Source organism: Shimia marina (assembly GCF_001458175.1).
Lineage (GTDB): Bacteria > Pseudomonadota > Alphaproteobacteria > Rhodobacterales > Rhodobacteraceae > Shimia > Shimia marina.
In genome coordinates, this window is sequence record NZ_CYPW01000006.1 from 541,783 (window position 1) to 557,149 (window position 15,367).

The following is a 15,367-nucleotide window of genomic DNA, read 5'->3' on the forward strand; positions in this document are numbered from 1 at the left end:
GGGAGGCTCCAAATGGCAGATAAGAAAAAACCGCGTGGCCTCGGCCGCGGCCTCAGCGCATTGATGGCGGATGTGACCGAAGAGAAAACCCGCCAGGAGGCTGGAGAGGCTCCGCGGCGCGCCGATCTTGTGGTGCCAATTGAACGGATCGAGCCCAATCCGGATCAGCCAAGGCGCGACTTTACGCCGGAACAGCTCGATGATCTGGCCAATTCCATTCGGGAAAAAGGCGTCATTCAGCCGCTGATCGTTCGGAAAAAAGCGAACGACCGCTATGAAATTGTCGCCGGTGAGCGCCGGTGGCGCGCCTCTCAGATGGCAAAGCTGCATGAGCTGCCCATCATCGTGCGAGAATACGATGATACCGAAGTGCTCGAAATTGCGATCATCGAAAACATTCAACGGGCTGATCTGAACCCGGTTGAAGAGGCGATGGGCTATCGCCAACTGATGCAGAAGTTTGGTCACACGCAGGAGAAAGTGTCAGAGGCCCTTGGTAAGAGCCGCAGCCATATCGCCAACCTGATGCGCTTGCTCAATCTTCCGGATGATGTGCAGTCGATGTTGCGAGAAGGCCAGCTCTCTGCTGGCCACGCGCGCGCTTTGGTGACCTCCGAAAATGCCTCTGATCTGGCACGCAAAGTTGTGAAAGACGGTCTGTCCGTGCGCCAGACAGAAAAACTGGCGAAAAAAACAGGCTCTCTCGTCGAGCAAAATAAAAAATCTCGACCAAAGACACGTAAGGACGCCGATACAGTCGCGCTAGAGGGCGATCTTTCGGCGAACTTAGGCATGAAAGTTGCCGTGGATCATGTCTCTGGCGGCGAAAATGGGAAAATTACGATTACTTATCAAACACTTGATGAGTTGGATGAATTGTGCCGGATTTTGACGTCTACGAATTAGGGCGCGTCCAGATGAAAAAAAGTACCGCGCTTAAAACCACGGCCTGAATGATCAAAACCGAGGTTTTGACACCAACAATCAAAGAAATCCCAAAAACGGCGGCAATCGACACGGTGGCCGCCTTTTTTGCATTGGGGCGAATGGCACCGCTGCGATGCCAGTCAGCAATCATGGGTCCGAAGGTCTTATGGGACAAAAGCCACGCGTGAAGCCGCTCTGAAGATCGGGCAAAGCAAAAGGCCGCGAGCAAGAGAAATGGCACTGTTGGCAAAAGTGGCAAAACCACACCGATCAGGGCCAATCCCACAGAGAGCAACCCACCAATGAGCCAAAGTGCACGCATCTAATCCACCAAGAGTTCAGCCAGGACAGAGTTCAAAACCATTCGTCCCTGCGGAAGCACCTTAAGCTGCTGAGCAGAGAGTTCAATCAGGCCTAGCTCTTGCAGCCCTTCGACACGCGCCCCGCGAAGGCGAGTGCCTGACAAAGCTTCATACCGCCTCAGATCGACCCCATCTGACAAACGCAGCCCCATCATCAGAAACTCCGCAGCTTGGTCTTGCAGATCAATCTGTTCTTTCAGGTTTTCACCAGTCCCGGCCTCTGCCGCCTCCAACCATTTGGTTGGATTGCGCCATGTTTCAATCGCATGCCGCTGGCCATCTAAAGTCAGGCGCGCGTGGGCACCGGGGCCAATCCCTGCGTAATCGCCATAGCGCCAATAGATTTGATTGTGCCGGGATTCCGATCCAACCGCCGCGTAATTGGACACCTCATAGGGCAGCATACCTGCCGCAGCACAGATCTCCTGTGTCACCTCATACATATCCGCCGCCAGATCATCCTCTGGCAATCCGCGCAGCTTGCCACGGTTGTACCGATCACCAAAGGTCGTGCCTTGTTCAATGGTGAGTTGATAGAGAGAGAGGTGATCAATCGCCATGGAAAGCGCTTCGCGCAGCTCTGCTTGCCAATCCTGCAAGGTTTGATCCTGTCGCGCATAGATCAGGTCAAAACTCACACGATCAAAGGTTTTACGCGCGATATCAAAGGCCTGTTTGGCCTCATCAACGGAATGAATGCGCCCCAAACGGCGCAGATCCGCATCATTTAACGCCTGAATGCCCATCGAAATGCGGTTCACACCGCCTTGGCGAAACGCGGCGAATTTCCCTGCTTCAACAGATCCCGGATTCGCTTCAAGCGTGATTTCCATGTCATTGGATCTGGGCCAGAGCTTGAACACGCGTTCCAGAATGGCGGCTACCACATCCGGGTCCATCAAGCTTGGGGTGCCACCACCAAAGAAAACAGTATTTAAAACGCGACCGGAGGTGAGCGCCGCCACCCGATCCAGTTCTTGCAGATAGGCGCGCATCCAACGGTTTTGATCGATTTCACGGCTCACATGGCTGTTGAAATCGCAGTAGGGGCATTTGGCCTGACAAAACGGCCAGTGAATATACAGGCCAAAGCCCCCGTTTTGCCAATCCTCAGCCAAAACAACCGGCCACAAAGGCTTTCACCGCGCGGCCGCGATGACTGATCTTGTTCTTTTCCCAGCGGTCCATTTCCGCAAAGGTCACATCATGGCCTTCGGGCACAAACATGGGATCATAGCCAAAGCCATCCTTGCCCCGCAGAGGCCAGATCAGATGGCCGGGGGCCACGCCTTCAAACACCTCATCATGCCCATCAGGCCAGGCCAGAACCAGCGTAGAGCGAAACTGTGCCAAACGGGGATGTGGGGCGTTGATCGCCTCAAGCTCATTATGCGCACGCGTCATCGCCATGGTGAAATCACGGCCATTGCCGGTTTCTGCCCAGTCGGCAGTATACACGCCCGGCGCGCCATTGAGCGCGTCAATGGTGATGCCGCTGTCATCAGACAGGGCAGGGAGGCCGGTGGCCTGCGCCGCTGCATGCGCCTTGATACGGGCATTGCCGACAAAGGTGTCCTCGGTCTCTTCCGGCTCCGGCAGATCCATCTCGGCCGCGCCAATGACGCTCACGCCAAAGGGCTCAAGGAGATGGATCATCTCCTCAAGCTTGCCTTTGTTGTGGGTCGCCATCAGCAGCTTTTTATCCGTGAATTTACGGGTCATGCGGCAACCGCTGCCTCTTGTGCCGCCACAAGTTCGGCCACACCTTTTTCGGCCAGATCCAGCAATTCATTCATCTGCGCACGGGAATAGGTGGCGCCTTCTGCGGACATCTGCGTTTCGATCATCTGCCCATTGGCCAGCATGATGAAGTTGCCATCCACGCCGGCTTCGCTGTCTTCCGGGTAGTCCAGATCCAGCACCGGCTGACCGGCATAGATGCCGCAAGACACCGCAGCCACGGGAGAAATCAGCGGATCAGAGGTAATATCGCCTGCTTTCAGAAGTTTGTTCACCGCCAGACGCAGCGCCACCCAGCCACCGGTGATGGAGGCACAGCGCGTGCCGCCGTCGGCCTGAATGACATCACAATCAACCGTGATCTGACGCTCGCCCAGAGCCACACGATCCACACCAGCGCGCAGGCTGCGGCCGATCAGGCGCTGAATTTCTACAGTCCGGCCACCTTGCTTGCCAGAGGTGGCTTCGCGGCGCATCCGCGACGAGGTGGAGCGGGGCAGCATGCCATATTCGGCAGTCACCCAGCCAAGACCGGAGCCTTTGATAAAGGGCGGCACACGGGCTTCAAGCGACGCAGTGCAGAGCACATGGGTGTCGCCCATCTTGATCAAACAGGAGCCTTCGGCGTGTTTTGTCACATTGGTTTCGATGGAGACTTCACGCATTTCATTGAGCTGACGGCCAGAGGGACGCATGGGCAAATTTCCTTTATTGGTTTGGGCTGGGGATACCCGCCGCGCAAGGTCGGACGCAACCCCGATTGACCTTTGCCTTTGAGGCTATTTTATTGAGAAGACAAAGGCACGGGCGAATGACAGACAGCAGCAAAATTCTTCAGGACATGAACGAGCGCAGCCGCGAGGTGTTCCGGCGCGTGGTCGAGGGCTATCTTGAAACCGGTGATCCGGTTGGTTCCCGCACATTGACACGCACGCTTTCAGAGAAAGTCAGTGCCGCGACCATCCGAAATGTGATGCAGGATCTGGAATATCTCGGTCTTTTGGACAGCCCACATGTCTCGGCTGGGCGTGTGCCGACACAGCAGGGGTTGCGGATGTTTGTCGATGGTCTGCTGGAGGTCGGCGATCTCGACAAAGGCGATCGCCAGCGTATTGACGCCACGCTGGAGGAGGGGGATGCGGATGTCTCCAACATGCTGGATCGCGTCTCTACCGCACTGTCGGGGGTGACACAGGGGGCGTCTCTTGTGCTGGCACCCAAACATGAGGCACCGATCAAACATATTGAGTTTGTCTCTCTGGCCCATGATCGCGCGCTTGTTGTTTTGGTCTTTGCAGACGGACATGTCGAAAATCGGCTTTTCACGCCACCTGCTGGCCAAACCCCAAGCTCCCTGCGCGAGGCGGCCAATTTCCTCAATGCCGTTGCCGAGGGCCGCACGCTGAGCGAGTTGGGCAGCGCAGTGAAAGAAGAGATCACCAAACGCCGTCAGGAGATCGACAGCCTGGCCGCGGATCTGGTGGAAAACGGCTTCGCGCTCTGGGCAGACGAAGGTGATCAGCGGGAGCGTCTGATTGTCCGGGGCCGGGCGAATCTTCTGGGCACAGATCAGGAAGAACAGGATCTGGAGCGCATCCGCAGCCTGTTTGATGACCTCGAACGTAAACAAGACATTGCTGATTTTCTCGATTTGGCAGAGCAGGGCGACGGCGTGCGCATTTTTATTGGCTCTGAGAACAAACTTTTTTCACTTTCGGGTTCCTCTTTGGTGGTGTCTCCCTATATGAACGCTGATCGAAAGATCGTGGGTGCTGTGGGTGTGATTGGACCCAAGCGCCTGAACTATGGACGCATCGTGCCGATAGTGGATTATACGGCACAATTGGTCGGGAAATTGATCACCGACCGCGGTTAGAGGTGACTTATGGCAGAGCCCAAAGACAATGAGTTTCTGGATGACATCGCAGAAGCCGAAGCGGAAGAATTTGCCCAGAGCCTGGATGAGCTCGCAGATGAGGCGATAGAGCTGGATGAGCTGCGCGCCGAACGTGATGAGCTGAAAGACCGCTGGATGCGCGCGCTGGCCGATGCTGAAAACGCCCGCAAGCGCGGCGACAAAGCCCGCCGGGATGCCGAACAATATGGCGGCTCCAAGCTGGCCCGCGACATGCTGCCTGTGTTTGACAACATGAAACGCGCAGTTGAATCCATCACAGAAGAACAGAAAGCGGCCTCTTCCGCGCTGATCGAAGGCATCGAGCTGACCATGCGTGAGCTGCTGAAAACCTTCTCCAAACATGGCATCGAGATGATCTCCCCTGAAGTGGGTGACAAGTTTGATCCAAACGTGCACGAAGCCATGTTTGAAGCGCCTGTGCCCGGCACAAAGGCGGGCGACATCATTCAGGTCTCTGCTCAGGGCTTCATGCTGCATGATCGCCTGCTGCGCCCCGCACAGGTGGGTGTGAGCTCCACCCCGGCCTAAGCATCCCTGCCTAATCAGCGGCTGACGGACAAAATATAAAAGCCTCCGAAAAACTCGGAGGCTTTTTTCTTGCCGATCTGAAAAAGCGCCTCTCGCGTAGACAGCGGGCATCACCCGTCGGCCATATCCTTCAACTCATAAATCAGGTTGAGCGCCTCGCGCGGGCTTAGCGTGTCTGGCGAAATCTCCGCCAGTTTCTCCTGAAGCGGAGACGGCCCACTGGGTGGCGCTGCCACCGGCGGTGGGGCGGCGGCAAAAAGCGGCAGATCATCAATCAACGCCTTCTGTGTCTTGCCCTCTCGCTCGCCTTTTTCCAGCGCCTCAAGAACCACACGCGCACGCGCCACAACCGCTTTAGGCAATCCTGCGAGCTGCGCCACCTGCACCCCGTAAGAGCGATCTGCGGCCCCCTGTGTGACCTCATGCAGGAAGATCACTTCGCCTTCCCACTCGCGCACAGAAACGGTGGCATTGTCCACGCCCGCCATCTTCCCGGCCAGCTGTGTCATCTCATGGTAATGCGTGGCAAACAACGCACGCGATTTGTTCACGTCATGCAGATGTTCTAATGTCGCCCAGGCAATCGACAGACCATCATAGGTCGCGGTGCCCCGGCCAATCTCATCCAAAATCACCAGCGCGCGGTCGTCGGCCTGATTGAGGATTGCGGCGGTTTCCACCATCTCCACCATAAATGTGGAGCGTCCCCGCGCCAGATCATCACTCGCGCCCACGCGGCTGAAAAGCTGGCTCACAAGGCCAATCTTAGCCCGATCCGCAGGCACAAAACTGCCCATCTGCGCCAAGAGCGCTATCAGCGCGTTCTGCCGTAGAAAGGTTGATTTACCGGCCATGTTCGGACCGGTCAGAAGCCAGATGCTCGCCGCATCGCCCCCCGACAGATCACAGTGATTGGCCACAAAAGGATCGCCAGACTTGCGCAGCGCCGCTTCCACAACCGGATGCCGTCCGCCCTCAATGGCAAAATCATAGCTTTCATTCACCTCTGGACGGGTCCAGTTTTCTGTTGCGGCCAGCTCTGCCAGCGCCGTCGCCAGATCAAATTCCGCCAAGCCTCGCGCGGCGGCAGCCACAGCCCCGGCACAGTCCAAAATGGCGTGTTTCAGGCTTCCATAGAGCCGCTTTTCAATCTCCAGCGCCCGGTTTCCGGCATTCAGGATCTTGGTTTCCATCTCGCTCAGTTCCACGGTGGTAAAGCGCACCTGATTGGCCGTGGTCTGACGGTGAATAAAGGTTTCATTCAGCGGCGGTGACATCATCGCATCCGCATGTTTGGCGGTGGTCTCGATGAAATAGCCCAGCACATTGTTGTGCTTGATCTTCAGTGCGGCAATGCCCGTCTGTTCGCTGTATTGCGCCTGCATCCCGGCAATCACGCCGCGCCCCTGATCGCGCAGCTCTCGGCTTTCGTCCAGTTCCGGGTCAAATCCGGGCGCGATAAAGCCCCCGTCGCGCGCCAAAAGAGGCGGCTCCGCAATCAACGCATCTTCCAGCTGGGTGAGCAAAGCCTCATGCCCTTGGATCGCCCCGCGCGCCGCCGTGAGCTCATCTGGCAATTCTCCGGCATAGGCCCGTTCTGCCAGCTCTCCGGCTTGGCCAAGCCCGTTGCGAATGGCGGCCAGATCCCGTGGCCCGCCGCGATCCAGTGACAGGCGTGATAAGGCCCGGTCCAGATCCGGCACTTTGCGCAGCGCCTCTCTGATATCACTGGCCTCGCTGCGATGCGCAACCATATAGGACACGCTTTCAAGCCGCCCCTGAATGGTGGCCAGCCGCAGCGACGGCGAAGACACCCGCTGCTCCAGCAGCCGTGCGCCCCCGGCGGTCACCGTCCGGTCTATCGTGGCCAAAAGCGATCCGGCCCGTCCGCCTGACAGGCTGGCAGTAAGCTCCAGATTGCGCCGCGTGGCCGCATCAATCTGCATCACACCCTGCGTGGCTTCCCGCACAGGCACCTGCAACAGTGGCAGCTTGCCCTTCTGCGTCAGCTCAAGGTAATCGACAATCGCCCCAAGCGCCCCGGCTTCGGGCCGTGTGAATGTGCCAAAGGCCTCCAGCGAGGAGGCTTTGAAAAGCGCGGATACACGTTTTTCCGCTGTAACAGAGTCAAAACTTCCCCGTGAGACAGCGGTCAGCGGCACCCCCATATCGTCCACAATCGGGGCCAGATCTCGCTCAGATCCCTCCGCCACCAAAAGCTCACTTGGCGCCAGCCGCGCCAGTTCCGGCGCCAGCCGCACCGGTGCCAGCGGCATCACATGCAGGGCCCCGGTGGAAATATCCGCCCAGGCCAGCGCAGCCTCGTCGCGCACCACGCTGTAAGCGGCCAGAAAATTATGTCGCCGCGCGTCCAACAGGCTGTCTTCGGTCAACGTGCCCGGCGTCACCAGCCGCACCACATCCCGCTTCACCACCGCTTTATAGCCGCGCTTCTTGGCCTCCGCCGGGCTTTCCAGCTGTTCACAGACCGCCACCCGAAAGCCCTTGCGGATCAGAGTCAGAAAATAGCCTTCTGCGGCGTGATGGGGCACGCCACACATGGGAATATCTTCGCCACTGTGCTTGCCGCGTTTGGTCAGTGCAATATCAAGCGCCTCTGCCGCCGCCACCGCGTCGTCAAAGAACATCTCATAGAAATCACCCATCCGATAAAACAAAAGCGCATCCGGATATTGCGCTTTGATCTCCAGATACTGCGCCATCATCGGCGTGACGGCTGGCTTGTCGCCTTTCACTGCTCAGAACCCCCCAAGGTTTGGTTCTCTTCAGATAGCAAACTCGACCCTGCAAACAAAAGCGCAAAACGCCCAGACCGCTTTGAGGATGGACAAGGCAAGCCGATTTTGGTGCATTGGCCGCGCACAGTCAGCAGGCAGGAACAGAATGGCGATCTACAATCTTGGCTCCATCAATGCCGATCTCTTTTATCACGTGCCCCATCTGCCGCAGGCTGGAGAAACCCTTGCCGCCAGCAGCTTCACACGTGGTCTGGGGGGCAAAGGGGCCAATATGAGCGTGGCCGCCGCTCGCGCCGGGGCCCATGCAGTGCACATTGGTGCGGTTGGCCATGATGGGCTCTGGGCACAGGAGCGGCTGATGGAATTTGGCGTCGATACCCGCCACATTGCCGGTTTGCCTGATACGCCAATCGGGCAGGCCATCATCACGGTGGATCAGGCGGGCGAAAACAGCATCGTGCTGCTGCGGGGAGCCAATCATGCGATCCCTCAGACCACTCTGGCCGGAGCCCTTGCAGAGGCCAGCCCGGGTGATACGCTTCTGATGCAAAATGAGACCCTAAATCAGCGTAAAGCCGCAAAAATGGCGCGCGATCTTGATCTCTATATCGCCTATGCTGCTGCACCTTTTGAGGCCGCCGCCGTCACCGAAGTTTTGCCGTTTCTTGATTTCCTGATCCTCAATGAAGTTGAAGCCACACAGTTAGAAGAAGCCACCGGACAGACACCAGAGCAACTGGGCGTGCCAGATGTGATCATCACGCTTGGCGGGAAAGGTGCGCGCTGGCTCCACAAGGGCAAAAGACAGGATTTCCCGGCCTTTCCGGTCACCGCGCTGGACACTACCGGCGCTGGTGATACGTTCACCGGCTATGTGCTGGCTGCCCGCGATCGCGGCCTGCCGATGCCACAGGCCATAACCCTTGCCATGCGCGCTGCGGCCCTGATGGTAACCCGGCACGGCACCGCTGATGTGATCCCAGATCTTAAAGAGGTGACAGAGGCTCGGTTCTGATCCGGGTCTGTCACCGCTTCTCTTCCTCTTGATCCAAATATCCTGGGGGAGTCACAGCCTGCTGTGACGGGGGCAAAGCCCCCTGAAACATCCGCGATCAATGCCCCACAAACGGTGCGTCTTTGCCCCAGAGTTCCTGCACCCGTGCGTCCCGCCCACAGGCCTTGCGATAGCGTTTATAGGCCTCGCTCTGGCGTTTCGGGCCAAAGCGGGTCAGCACAATCTTGCTGCCTTTGTAGTAGTCCTGATGATAGGCCTCCGCCGGGTAAAAGGTTTTGGCAGAGAGGATCGGGGTCACAACGGTCTGACCCAACTGCGCCTGCGCCTTCACCTTTGCGGCCTCTGCGGTGGCTTTCTGTGCGGCACCCTCCACAAAAATCGCCGTGCGATAGCTGTCTCCGCGATCACAGAACTGCCCGCCCGCATCGGTAGGGTCTACCGAGCGGAAAAACATGTCCAGCAATTGCCCCCGGCTGACCTGCGCCGGATCAAAGGTGATCTGCACCGCCTCATAATGGCCGGATCCGCCGCTGGTGACCTGTTTGTAGGTCGGGTTTTTGGCGCTGCCCCCGGTAAAGCCGGATACGGCTTCAATCACCCCGGGCACGCTTTCAAAATCGCTTTCCACGCACCAGAAACAGCCGCCAGCCACCACAAGGTTCTCTTGTCCGGCAGCTTCGGCCCGCTGGCCTTCCGCCAGCCCTCCCAACAGGATCAGCACAAACAGCGCCACGGATTTCAGATTTTGCAGTTTTGTCACGGTCAGTCTTTTCATGCGTTTCATGGGATCTCTCCTTCACGCATCAGCTTGCGCGCCAAAATGGTGCGGCTCAATCCCATGAAACCACTTGTCACGCCATGGTGAAGCGCAGTGAGCTTGCGCCTTACCGATGCCCGCGCTTGCGATAGACCGGTGGCAGGCGGCGAAACACGGTGGCCACTGTCAGCCTTTGATCGGAACAGAGCGTGCGGCGGCGCGCATAGATCAGATCCAGCCGCGCCTTGCGTGGCACGCAGCGGCGCTCATACACCGCCTCGGTCTCTGCCGGGGTTGCACAATCCGCCAAAAGCCGCTCTTCGGTGCGATGATAGATCAATGTGGCCAGCCCGGTCACACCGGGGCGCTCTTTCAGTACCTCACCATAGAGCGCGGGAAACCGCTCCACATAGCGGCGCAGCGGCGGGCGTGGGCCCACAAAGCTGATGTCGCCTTTCAGGATATTGAAAAGCTGCGGCAGCTCATCAAGCCGATAGCGGCGCATGAAATAGCCGGTCTTGGTGATGCGATGTGCCTTGTCGCCACCTGACACGCCGCTGTCGCTGTCCACATTGGACATGCTGCGAAATTTCAGGAGCATAAAGCCCTGCGTCGGGCTGCGCATGCGTTCAGAAACATAGAAAATTGGCCAGCCGTCCCGGATCAGGATCAGCGCGGCGATCACGAGCATCAGCGGCCATAACACCACCAGAAGCAGCAGCACCCAGCCCAAATCCATCATGCGCCGCCCAAATGTGGTGTCCTGTCTGATCATACCTCTTCCTCACACAACATCTGCCACTGTCGGATCATCTCTTCAGGGGGCACAGTTAACCGCCGCCCGGTCAGCCGCTGCAGGCGCGTCACATTCATGGAAACTTCTGCCACCGCCGTGAACGGCGCGGGTTGCCAGACAAAGCGATGCTGCGCCGCCTCCAGCAGCTGGTGCATCGCCACCGGATTGGCCGCCGCCACATTCAGCACCTCTGGCAGTCTTTCTGCTGACAGCGCCGCACAGACAGCCTGCCAGAGGATCTCAGGCGTGGCATAGCTGCGCACTGGGCTCTGGCCGACCTCAAAGGCATCCAGTGTCACAGGACCCCCGCGCGTCATGGCCGCAAACAGACTGTCCGCGCCCACCACATTTGCGATCCGCAAAAGGCAGCTCTCTGGCCACTCGGCGTCCGCTTGTTTCTGCGCCAGAATGTGCTCTTCCATCGCAATTTTTGCCAGACCATAGGCGTTCACAGGGGTCAGCGCGGCCTGCTCATCACAATCGCGCCCGGGGCCGTACACCGCGCTGCTGGAGCAATGCAGCACCCGCTGCGCCCCAGAGGCGCGCGCCACCTCCAGCGCGCGCTGTGCCAGCAGGGTGTTGTCCTCAAGATTGCCCTGTCCGGGCACCACGCCCCAAAGCGCCAGAACGGCATCGGCTTGGGGAAAACCCGTCGGCAATACGCCATTGGGCACAACCAGATCAATTCCGGCACCCTCGCGGCGTGCGGCCCAAATGATCCGCCATCCTGCCTGCAGCTCCGGTATACGCGCACAGGCCGCCCGCATCAGTCGCCCCAACTTGCCGTTTGCCCCAAGGATCAGCAGGGTCCGCGCCCTTTCGTCGTTGGCTGGCTCTGTGCAAGTTTCGGAAGTCAAAGTCATAAAACCCAATCTATTTTTCGCAGTTAGCCCGCGCATCGCGCCCTCTGTCAACTGCGGCTGATCCTTACCGCCCACAATCGTCCGAAGCATCGGAAAAAGGGGACCATCGCGCAAAAATCCGCGTCATTTATGGCCAACAAAAAGCCCGCGAGCGGGAGGCTGCGGGCTTTCATACACTTCGGCGGGCTGTCTGAGCCGCCACCAAAACACAGGGGCGAGGGTTAGCTCAGCAGCTGACCCAGTTTCATCGCGGTGCCCATATCACCGGAGACTTTTAGCTTGCCCAGCATCAACGCGGTGGTCGGTTTCAGATCCCCCGCCAGCAGTTTCACCAGATTGGCTTCGGAAATCGCCACGGTGCAATCGGTGTCGCGATCTTCCTGCGAGGCGGTCCCCTCGGCCAGAACGATCACACCAGCATCGCCGCAATCAAACTTCAACGAGCCGTCAAAATTGCGCGTTTTCAGTGCATCCGCCATCTTTTCTGTAATCTCTGCAAGCATCGTATGTCCCCTAAACTGTATCTGCCAAAAATGGATCGCAGAATCTGCGTCGCCGCAAGGGTTACGTGGCGGTCGTTACAAGAGTATTACCTTTTGCCTCAAACGCGGTCAGCCGTCCTGGCGCTCATCCTGCTGTATCCGTTCGTGCGCCAATGGCTCATCCCAGTCTTCGTCTGATATCTTAAGCTCTGCTGTGTCGCTCTCATAATGGGGCGTCATGATCTGGACACCGTTTTCATTGAACACATCGGTGATGTTCTTATGCAGATCACTCAGCAGCAGTGGCAGATAAGACCCGCGTGTTGTGAAAGCATTGATCTGATAGTTCACCGCAAAATCCAGCAATCCGGTCACCAGCACAAAAGGTGCGGGAGTGTTTTTCAGGCCCTTGGTGCGCCGCGCCGCTTCCACCAGCATGGCCTCCACCTTTTTGCGGGGTTCCTCATAGCCAATGCCCACCGTGGTGTGCAAAAGCAGCCCCTTACCATCAATTTTGCTGGAATAGTTGATCACTTCTGAGGACAGCAGCGTCGCATTCGGGATCGAGATCAGCTCGTTTTTGACCGACTTAAGGTAGGTCTCCATCAGCTTGATCTGCATCACATCGCCATAGTACTCCCCCACCCGAATGCGATCCCCGATGTTCATGGAGCGTTTGTAGAGCACAAACAGCCCGGCCAACACGTTTGAGATCACCGAGTTTGAACCCAGAGAGACCATCACACCCACAAGAATGGTCAGACCCTGAAAAGCGGCGGAATCTGATCCGGGAATATAGGGAAACCCAATCACAGCCGCCGTCAGGATCAGCGTGCCACGGATCAGATTATAGGTGGGCCAGATCCAGTGCCGCTCAAAGGATTTAAGCTCCACAACCCCCTGATCTACACTTTCAAAAAAGAGATAGACCCCTTTGATCATCCAGCGGGTGATTGCGGCAATGATCGCCAGCGTGATCAGATTGGGCAGAAAACTGACAAACCCTTTCAACAGTCCCAGGATTGGCCCTGTCACATAGCGCAGCAAGAGCTCTGCCACAGGGCGCGTGTTTGGAAAGGAGTGCAGCACAAAAGACAGATAGTAGTAAAAGCCCGCAAACAGGGTCACATCCACCAGCAATCTGATCACAAACTTCGCAATATCAGACACGGCGCGGCTCTGAACAATGTCTTTGGTGGCTTCCTGAATCACCCGTGTGCGCTGTTCCACGATACCGGCCACAAACTGGGGCACCCGTTTGCGCAGCCAAAGCAGCACAATACAATAGAGCGCAAAGATCCCACTCCACAGAAGCGCCGTCAGAGTGCTGTGGGAAAATGCCTCATCCGTGCGGTTGGCCCGATACGCCAGAATGGCCGCCTTGATGGCTTCGGCATGCAACGTCGCCAGCACATCCACGTCCATCTTCTCAAAGACGGCATCCGCCTGAGTTGTGACAGATACCATGGTGTTGTCGGCAAAAATGGATTGCCCCAGCTCGCTGCGCTCAATGCGCATCACCACGTCTTTGGCTTCACTTCGCGTGGCAATATCGACAATCCGTTTGGCCACAAGCGCGGCCCGTTCCTCAGCCGGCAGCGCCGTGGAGCCCCGCACCGCAAACAGCGGCTCCCCATCCACTTCGATGGTCTGCACAAAGATCTCTTCATCAAGTGTCTTTGGCGTGTCTTCGGCTGGAAGCGGCTCCTGCTCCTGCGCCCAGGCCGTTATCACGAACAGCAGCACACAGGCTGCCGTCGACATCCCCTTGATGACCCAAGTGGTGATCGTCCCCATCCCAGCAGCCCTCCCCGGCGTCTTTGGAAGTCGCGTCTTATTGTGTCTTTTGAAAAGCCTAGTCGCGCGATGACCCATTCTCAAAGAGATTTCTGGAGGATCCACTCAGATCGCTGACCAGCGCATAAAAAAGCCCCGCCCAAAAGGGCGAGGCCAAATCTCTCAGATCAGAGCAGGATCAGCTGTCAGTGCGTTTGTTGCGCATCGCGATCAGCTTCAGACGCAGCGCCTGCAGCTGGATGAAGCCTGCGGCGTCTTTCTGATCATAGGCACCCGCATCATCTTCAAAGGTCACATGTTCCTCGGAATAGAGCGAATACTCAGACCAGCGGCCCACGGTGGTGGCGCTGCCTTTATAGAGTTTCACGCGCACGGTGCCGGTGACATGCTCTTGGCTCTTGTCGATCGCCGCCTGCAGCATTTCCCGCTCTGGGCTGTACCAGAAACCGTTGTAGATCAGCTCTGCATATTTCGGCATCAGCTCATCTTTCAGGTGCATTGCGCCCCGATCCATGGTGATGGATTCAATGCCACGATGCGCCTCAAGCAGCACAGTGCCGCCCGGCGTTTCATAGATGCCGCGGGATTTCATGCCCACAAACCGGCCTTCCACGAGGTCCAGACGGCCAATGCCGTGTTTGCCGCCATATTCGTTCAGCTTGGTCAGGATGGTGGCCGGGCTCATCGCCTCGCCATTGATGCTGACCGCGTCGCCTTTTTCAAAGCCGATCTCGATGAACTCAGGCTCATTGGGCGCGTCTTCAGGATGCACGGTGCGCTGATAGACGTAATCCGGTGCCGCCACGGCTGGATCTTCCAGCACTTTGCCCTCAGAGGAGGTGTGCAGCAGATTGGCATCCACAGAGAAAGGCGCCTCGCCACGTTTGTCTTTGGCAATCGGGATTTGATGCTGCTCGGCAAAGTCGATCAGCTTGGTGCGGGAGCTCAGATCCCACTCACGCCAAGGCGCGATCACTTTGATGTCCGGGTTCAGCGCATAGGCCGCCAGCTCAAAGCGCACCTGATCGTTGCCTTTGCCGGTGGCCCCGTGGGCAACAGCATCGGCACCGGTCGCTTCTGCGATCTCAATCAGACGTTTGGAGATCAGCGGACGCGCAATCGAGGTGCCCAGCAGGTAGAGACCTTCATAGACCGCATTGGCGCGGAACATCGGGAACACAAAGTCGCGCACAAACTCTTCTCGGACATCTTCAATATAGATGTTCTCAGGTTTGATGCCCAGCAGCTCTGCCTTCTTGCGGGCGGGTTCAAGCTCTTCGCCCTGACCCAGATCCGCGGTGAAGGTCACCACCTCACAGCCATATTCGGTTTGCAGCCATTTCAGGATGATCGAGGTATCCAGGCCACCGGAATAGGCCAGCACAACTTTCTTCGGAGCCGACATGTCTTTTCCCTTCGTCCA

At 57.8% G+C, this 15,367-nt stretch carries 15 protein-coding genes; 4 read left to right on the forward strand and 11 right to left on the reverse strand.

Annotation, left to right across the window (positions count from 1 at the left end; genetic code table 11):
• Window positions 1–12: 12 nt before the first annotated feature.
• On the forward strand, window positions 13–906 hold the full coding sequence (locus tag SHM7688_RS04470; RefSeq protein ID WP_058238775.1) for a ParB/RepB/Spo0J family partition protein: 894 nt from the start codon (window positions 13–15) through the stop codon (window positions 904–906).
• Here SHM7688_RS04470 and SHM7688_RS04475 read toward each other — a convergent pair.
• Genes SHM7688_RS04475 through rph form a run of 4 tightly spaced genes read right to left on the reverse strand, consistent with a single transcriptional unit; the run spans window position 896 to window position 3,724 of the window.
• Window positions 896–1,249 carry a YbaN family protein gene (locus SHM7688_RS04475; protein ID WP_058238776.1) on the reverse strand — a complete coding sequence of 118 codons (354 nt, stop codon included), beginning with the start codon at window positions 1,247–1,249 and terminating at the stop codon, window positions 896–898. The genes SHM7688_RS04470 and SHM7688_RS04475 overlap by 11 nt on opposite strands.
• On the reverse strand, window positions 1,250–2,407 hold the full coding sequence (gene hemW, locus SHM7688_RS04480) for a radical SAM family heme chaperone HemW (RefSeq protein ID WP_058238777.1): 1,158 nt from the start codon (window positions 2,405–2,407) through the stop codon (window positions 1,250–1,252). It abuts the gene before it with no gap.
• Window positions 2,400–3,011, reverse strand: coding sequence for an RdgB/HAM1 family non-canonical purine NTP pyrophosphatase (gene rdgB / locus SHM7688_RS04485; protein WP_058238778.1), 612 nt, complete (start codon window positions 3,009–3,011; stop codon window positions 2,400–2,402). Before rdgB ends, hemW begins: the two co-directional genes overlap by 8 nt.
• A complete protein-coding gene (gene rph, locus SHM7688_RS04490; RefSeq protein ID WP_058238779.1) occupies window positions 3,008–3,724 on the reverse strand; it encodes a ribonuclease PH in 717 nt (238 codons plus the stop codon). Before rph ends, rdgB begins: the two co-directional genes overlap by 4 nt.
• Before the next feature lie 116 nt (window positions 3,725–3,840).
• On the opposite strand from rph, the gene hrcA reads away from it, so the two are divergent.
• Both hrcA and SHM7688_RS04500 read left to right on the forward strand, forming a co-directional pair.
• Window positions 3,841–4,905, forward strand: coding sequence for a heat-inducible transcriptional repressor HrcA (hrcA, locus tag SHM7688_RS04495; RefSeq protein ID WP_058238780.1), 1,065 nt, complete (start codon window positions 3,841–3,843; stop codon window positions 4,903–4,905).
• Window positions 4,906–4,914: 9 nt separating this feature from the next.
• Entirely contained in the window at window positions 4,915–5,475 is a 561-nt protein-coding gene (locus tag SHM7688_RS04500) for a nucleotide exchange factor GrpE (RefSeq protein WP_058238781.1), read from the forward strand.
• Between the two features lie 110 nt (window positions 5,476–5,585).
• Here the strand turns inward: SHM7688_RS04500 and mutS are convergent, their stop codons facing one another.
• Window positions 5,586–8,201 carry a DNA mismatch repair protein MutS gene (mutS, locus tag SHM7688_RS04505; RefSeq protein WP_058239007.1) on the reverse strand — a complete coding sequence of 872 codons (2,616 nt, stop codon included), beginning with the start codon at window positions 8,199–8,201 and terminating at the stop codon, window positions 5,586–5,588.
• A gap of 178 nt (window positions 8,202–8,379) precedes the next feature.
• Between mutS and SHM7688_RS04510 the strand changes: the two genes are divergently transcribed.
• A complete protein-coding gene (locus SHM7688_RS04510; protein ID WP_058238782.1) occupies window positions 8,380–9,249 on the forward strand; it encodes a ribokinase in 870 nt (289 codons plus the stop codon).
• A gap of 97 nt (window positions 9,250–9,346) precedes the next feature.
• Here SHM7688_RS04510 and msrA read toward each other — a convergent pair whose 3' ends face one another.
• The 6 genes from msrA to SHM7688_RS04540 form a co-directional block, all read right to left on the reverse strand.
• Window positions 9,347–10,024 carry a peptide-methionine (S)-S-oxide reductase MsrA gene (gene msrA, locus SHM7688_RS04515; RefSeq protein WP_058239008.1) on the reverse strand — a complete coding sequence of 226 codons (678 nt, stop codon included), beginning with the start codon at window positions 10,022–10,024 and terminating at the stop codon, window positions 9,347–9,349.
• Between the two features lie 109 nt (window positions 10,025–10,133).
• A complete protein-coding gene (locus tag SHM7688_RS04520; protein ID WP_058238783.1) occupies window positions 10,134–10,781 on the reverse strand; it encodes a sugar transferase in 648 nt (215 codons plus the stop codon).
• Window positions 10,778–11,665, reverse strand: a complete 888-nt coding sequence (locus SHM7688_RS04525; RefSeq protein WP_158500667.1) for an NAD-dependent epimerase/dehydratase family protein — start codon at window positions 11,663–11,665, stop codon at window positions 10,778–10,780. The genes SHM7688_RS04520 and SHM7688_RS04525 overlap by 4 nt, the downstream gene beginning before the upstream one ends.
• A gap of 221 nt (window positions 11,666–11,886) precedes the next feature.
• On the reverse strand, window positions 11,887–12,168 hold the full coding sequence (locus SHM7688_RS04530) for an SCP2 sterol-binding domain-containing protein (RefSeq protein ID WP_058238785.1): 282 nt from the start codon (window positions 12,166–12,168) through the stop codon (window positions 11,887–11,889).
• A gap of 108 nt (window positions 12,169–12,276) precedes the next feature.
• Complete coding sequence (locus SHM7688_RS04535) at window positions 12,277–13,944, reverse strand: mechanosensitive ion channel family protein (protein WP_223229155.1); 1,668 nt, start codon at window positions 13,942–13,944, stop codon at window positions 12,277–12,279.
• Between the two features lie 178 nt (window positions 13,945–14,122).
• The gene (locus tag SHM7688_RS04540) at window positions 14,123–15,349 is read right to left on the reverse strand and encodes an argininosuccinate synthase (protein ID WP_058238786.1); all 1,227 of its coding nucleotides are present in this window, start codon (window positions 15,347–15,349) and stop codon (window positions 14,123–14,125) included.
• Window positions 15,350–15,367: the final 18 nt, after the last annotated feature.

What these genes read in the sequence shown, in the direction of transcription:
- rph (WP_058238779.1), bottom strand. Translation starts at nt 3,724, where the DNA reads ATGCGTCCCTCTGGCCGTCAGCTCAATGAAATGCGTGAAGTCTCCATC.
- SHM7688_RS04500 (WP_058238781.1), top strand. Translation starts at nt 4,915, where the DNA reads ATGGCAGAGCCCAAAGACAATGAGTTTCTGGATGACATCGCAGAAGCC.
- mutS (WP_058239007.1), bottom strand. Translation starts at nt 8,201, where the DNA reads ATGATGGCGCAGTATCTGGAGATCAAAGCGCAATATCCGGATGCGCTT.
- SHM7688_RS04470 (WP_058238775.1), top strand. Translation starts at nt 13, where the DNA reads ATGGCAGATAAGAAAAAACCGCGTGGCCTCGGCCGCGGCCTCAGCGCA.
- SHM7688_RS04510 (WP_058238782.1), top strand. Translation starts at nt 8,380, where the DNA reads ATGGCGATCTACAATCTTGGCTCCATCAATGCCGATCTCTTTTATCAC.
- msrA (WP_058239008.1), bottom strand. Translation starts at nt 10,024, where the DNA reads ATGAAAAGACTGACCGTGACAAAACTGCAAAATCTGAAATCCGTGGCG.
- SHM7688_RS04540 (WP_058238786.1), bottom strand. Translation starts at nt 15,349, where the DNA reads ATGTCGGCTCCGAAGAAAGTTGTGCTGGCCTATTCCGGTGGCCTGGAT.
- rdgB (WP_058238778.1), bottom strand. Translation starts at nt 3,011, where the DNA reads ATGACCCGTAAATTCACGGATAAAAAGCTGCTGATGGCGACCCACAAC.
- SHM7688_RS04525 (WP_158500667.1), bottom strand. Translation starts at nt 11,665, where the DNA reads ATGACTTTGACTTCCGAAACTTGCACAGAGCCAGCCAACGACGAAAGG.
- SHM7688_RS04475 (WP_058238776.1), bottom strand. Translation starts at nt 1,249, where the DNA reads ATGCGTGCACTTTGGCTCATTGGTGGGTTGCTCTCTGTGGGATTGGCC.
- SHM7688_RS04535 (WP_223229155.1), bottom strand. Translation starts at nt 13,944, where the DNA reads ATGGGGACGATCACCACTTGGGTCATCAAGGGGATGTCGACGGCAGCC.
- SHM7688_RS04530 (WP_058238785.1), bottom strand. Translation starts at nt 12,168, where the DNA reads ATGCTTGCAGAGATTACAGAAAAGATGGCGGATGCACTGAAAACGCGC.
- hrcA (WP_058238780.1), top strand. Translation starts at nt 3,841, where the DNA reads ATGACAGACAGCAGCAAAATTCTTCAGGACATGAACGAGCGCAGCCGC.
- SHM7688_RS04520 (WP_058238783.1), bottom strand. Translation starts at nt 10,781, where the DNA reads ATGATCAGACAGGACACCACATTTGGGCGGCGCATGATGGATTTGGGC.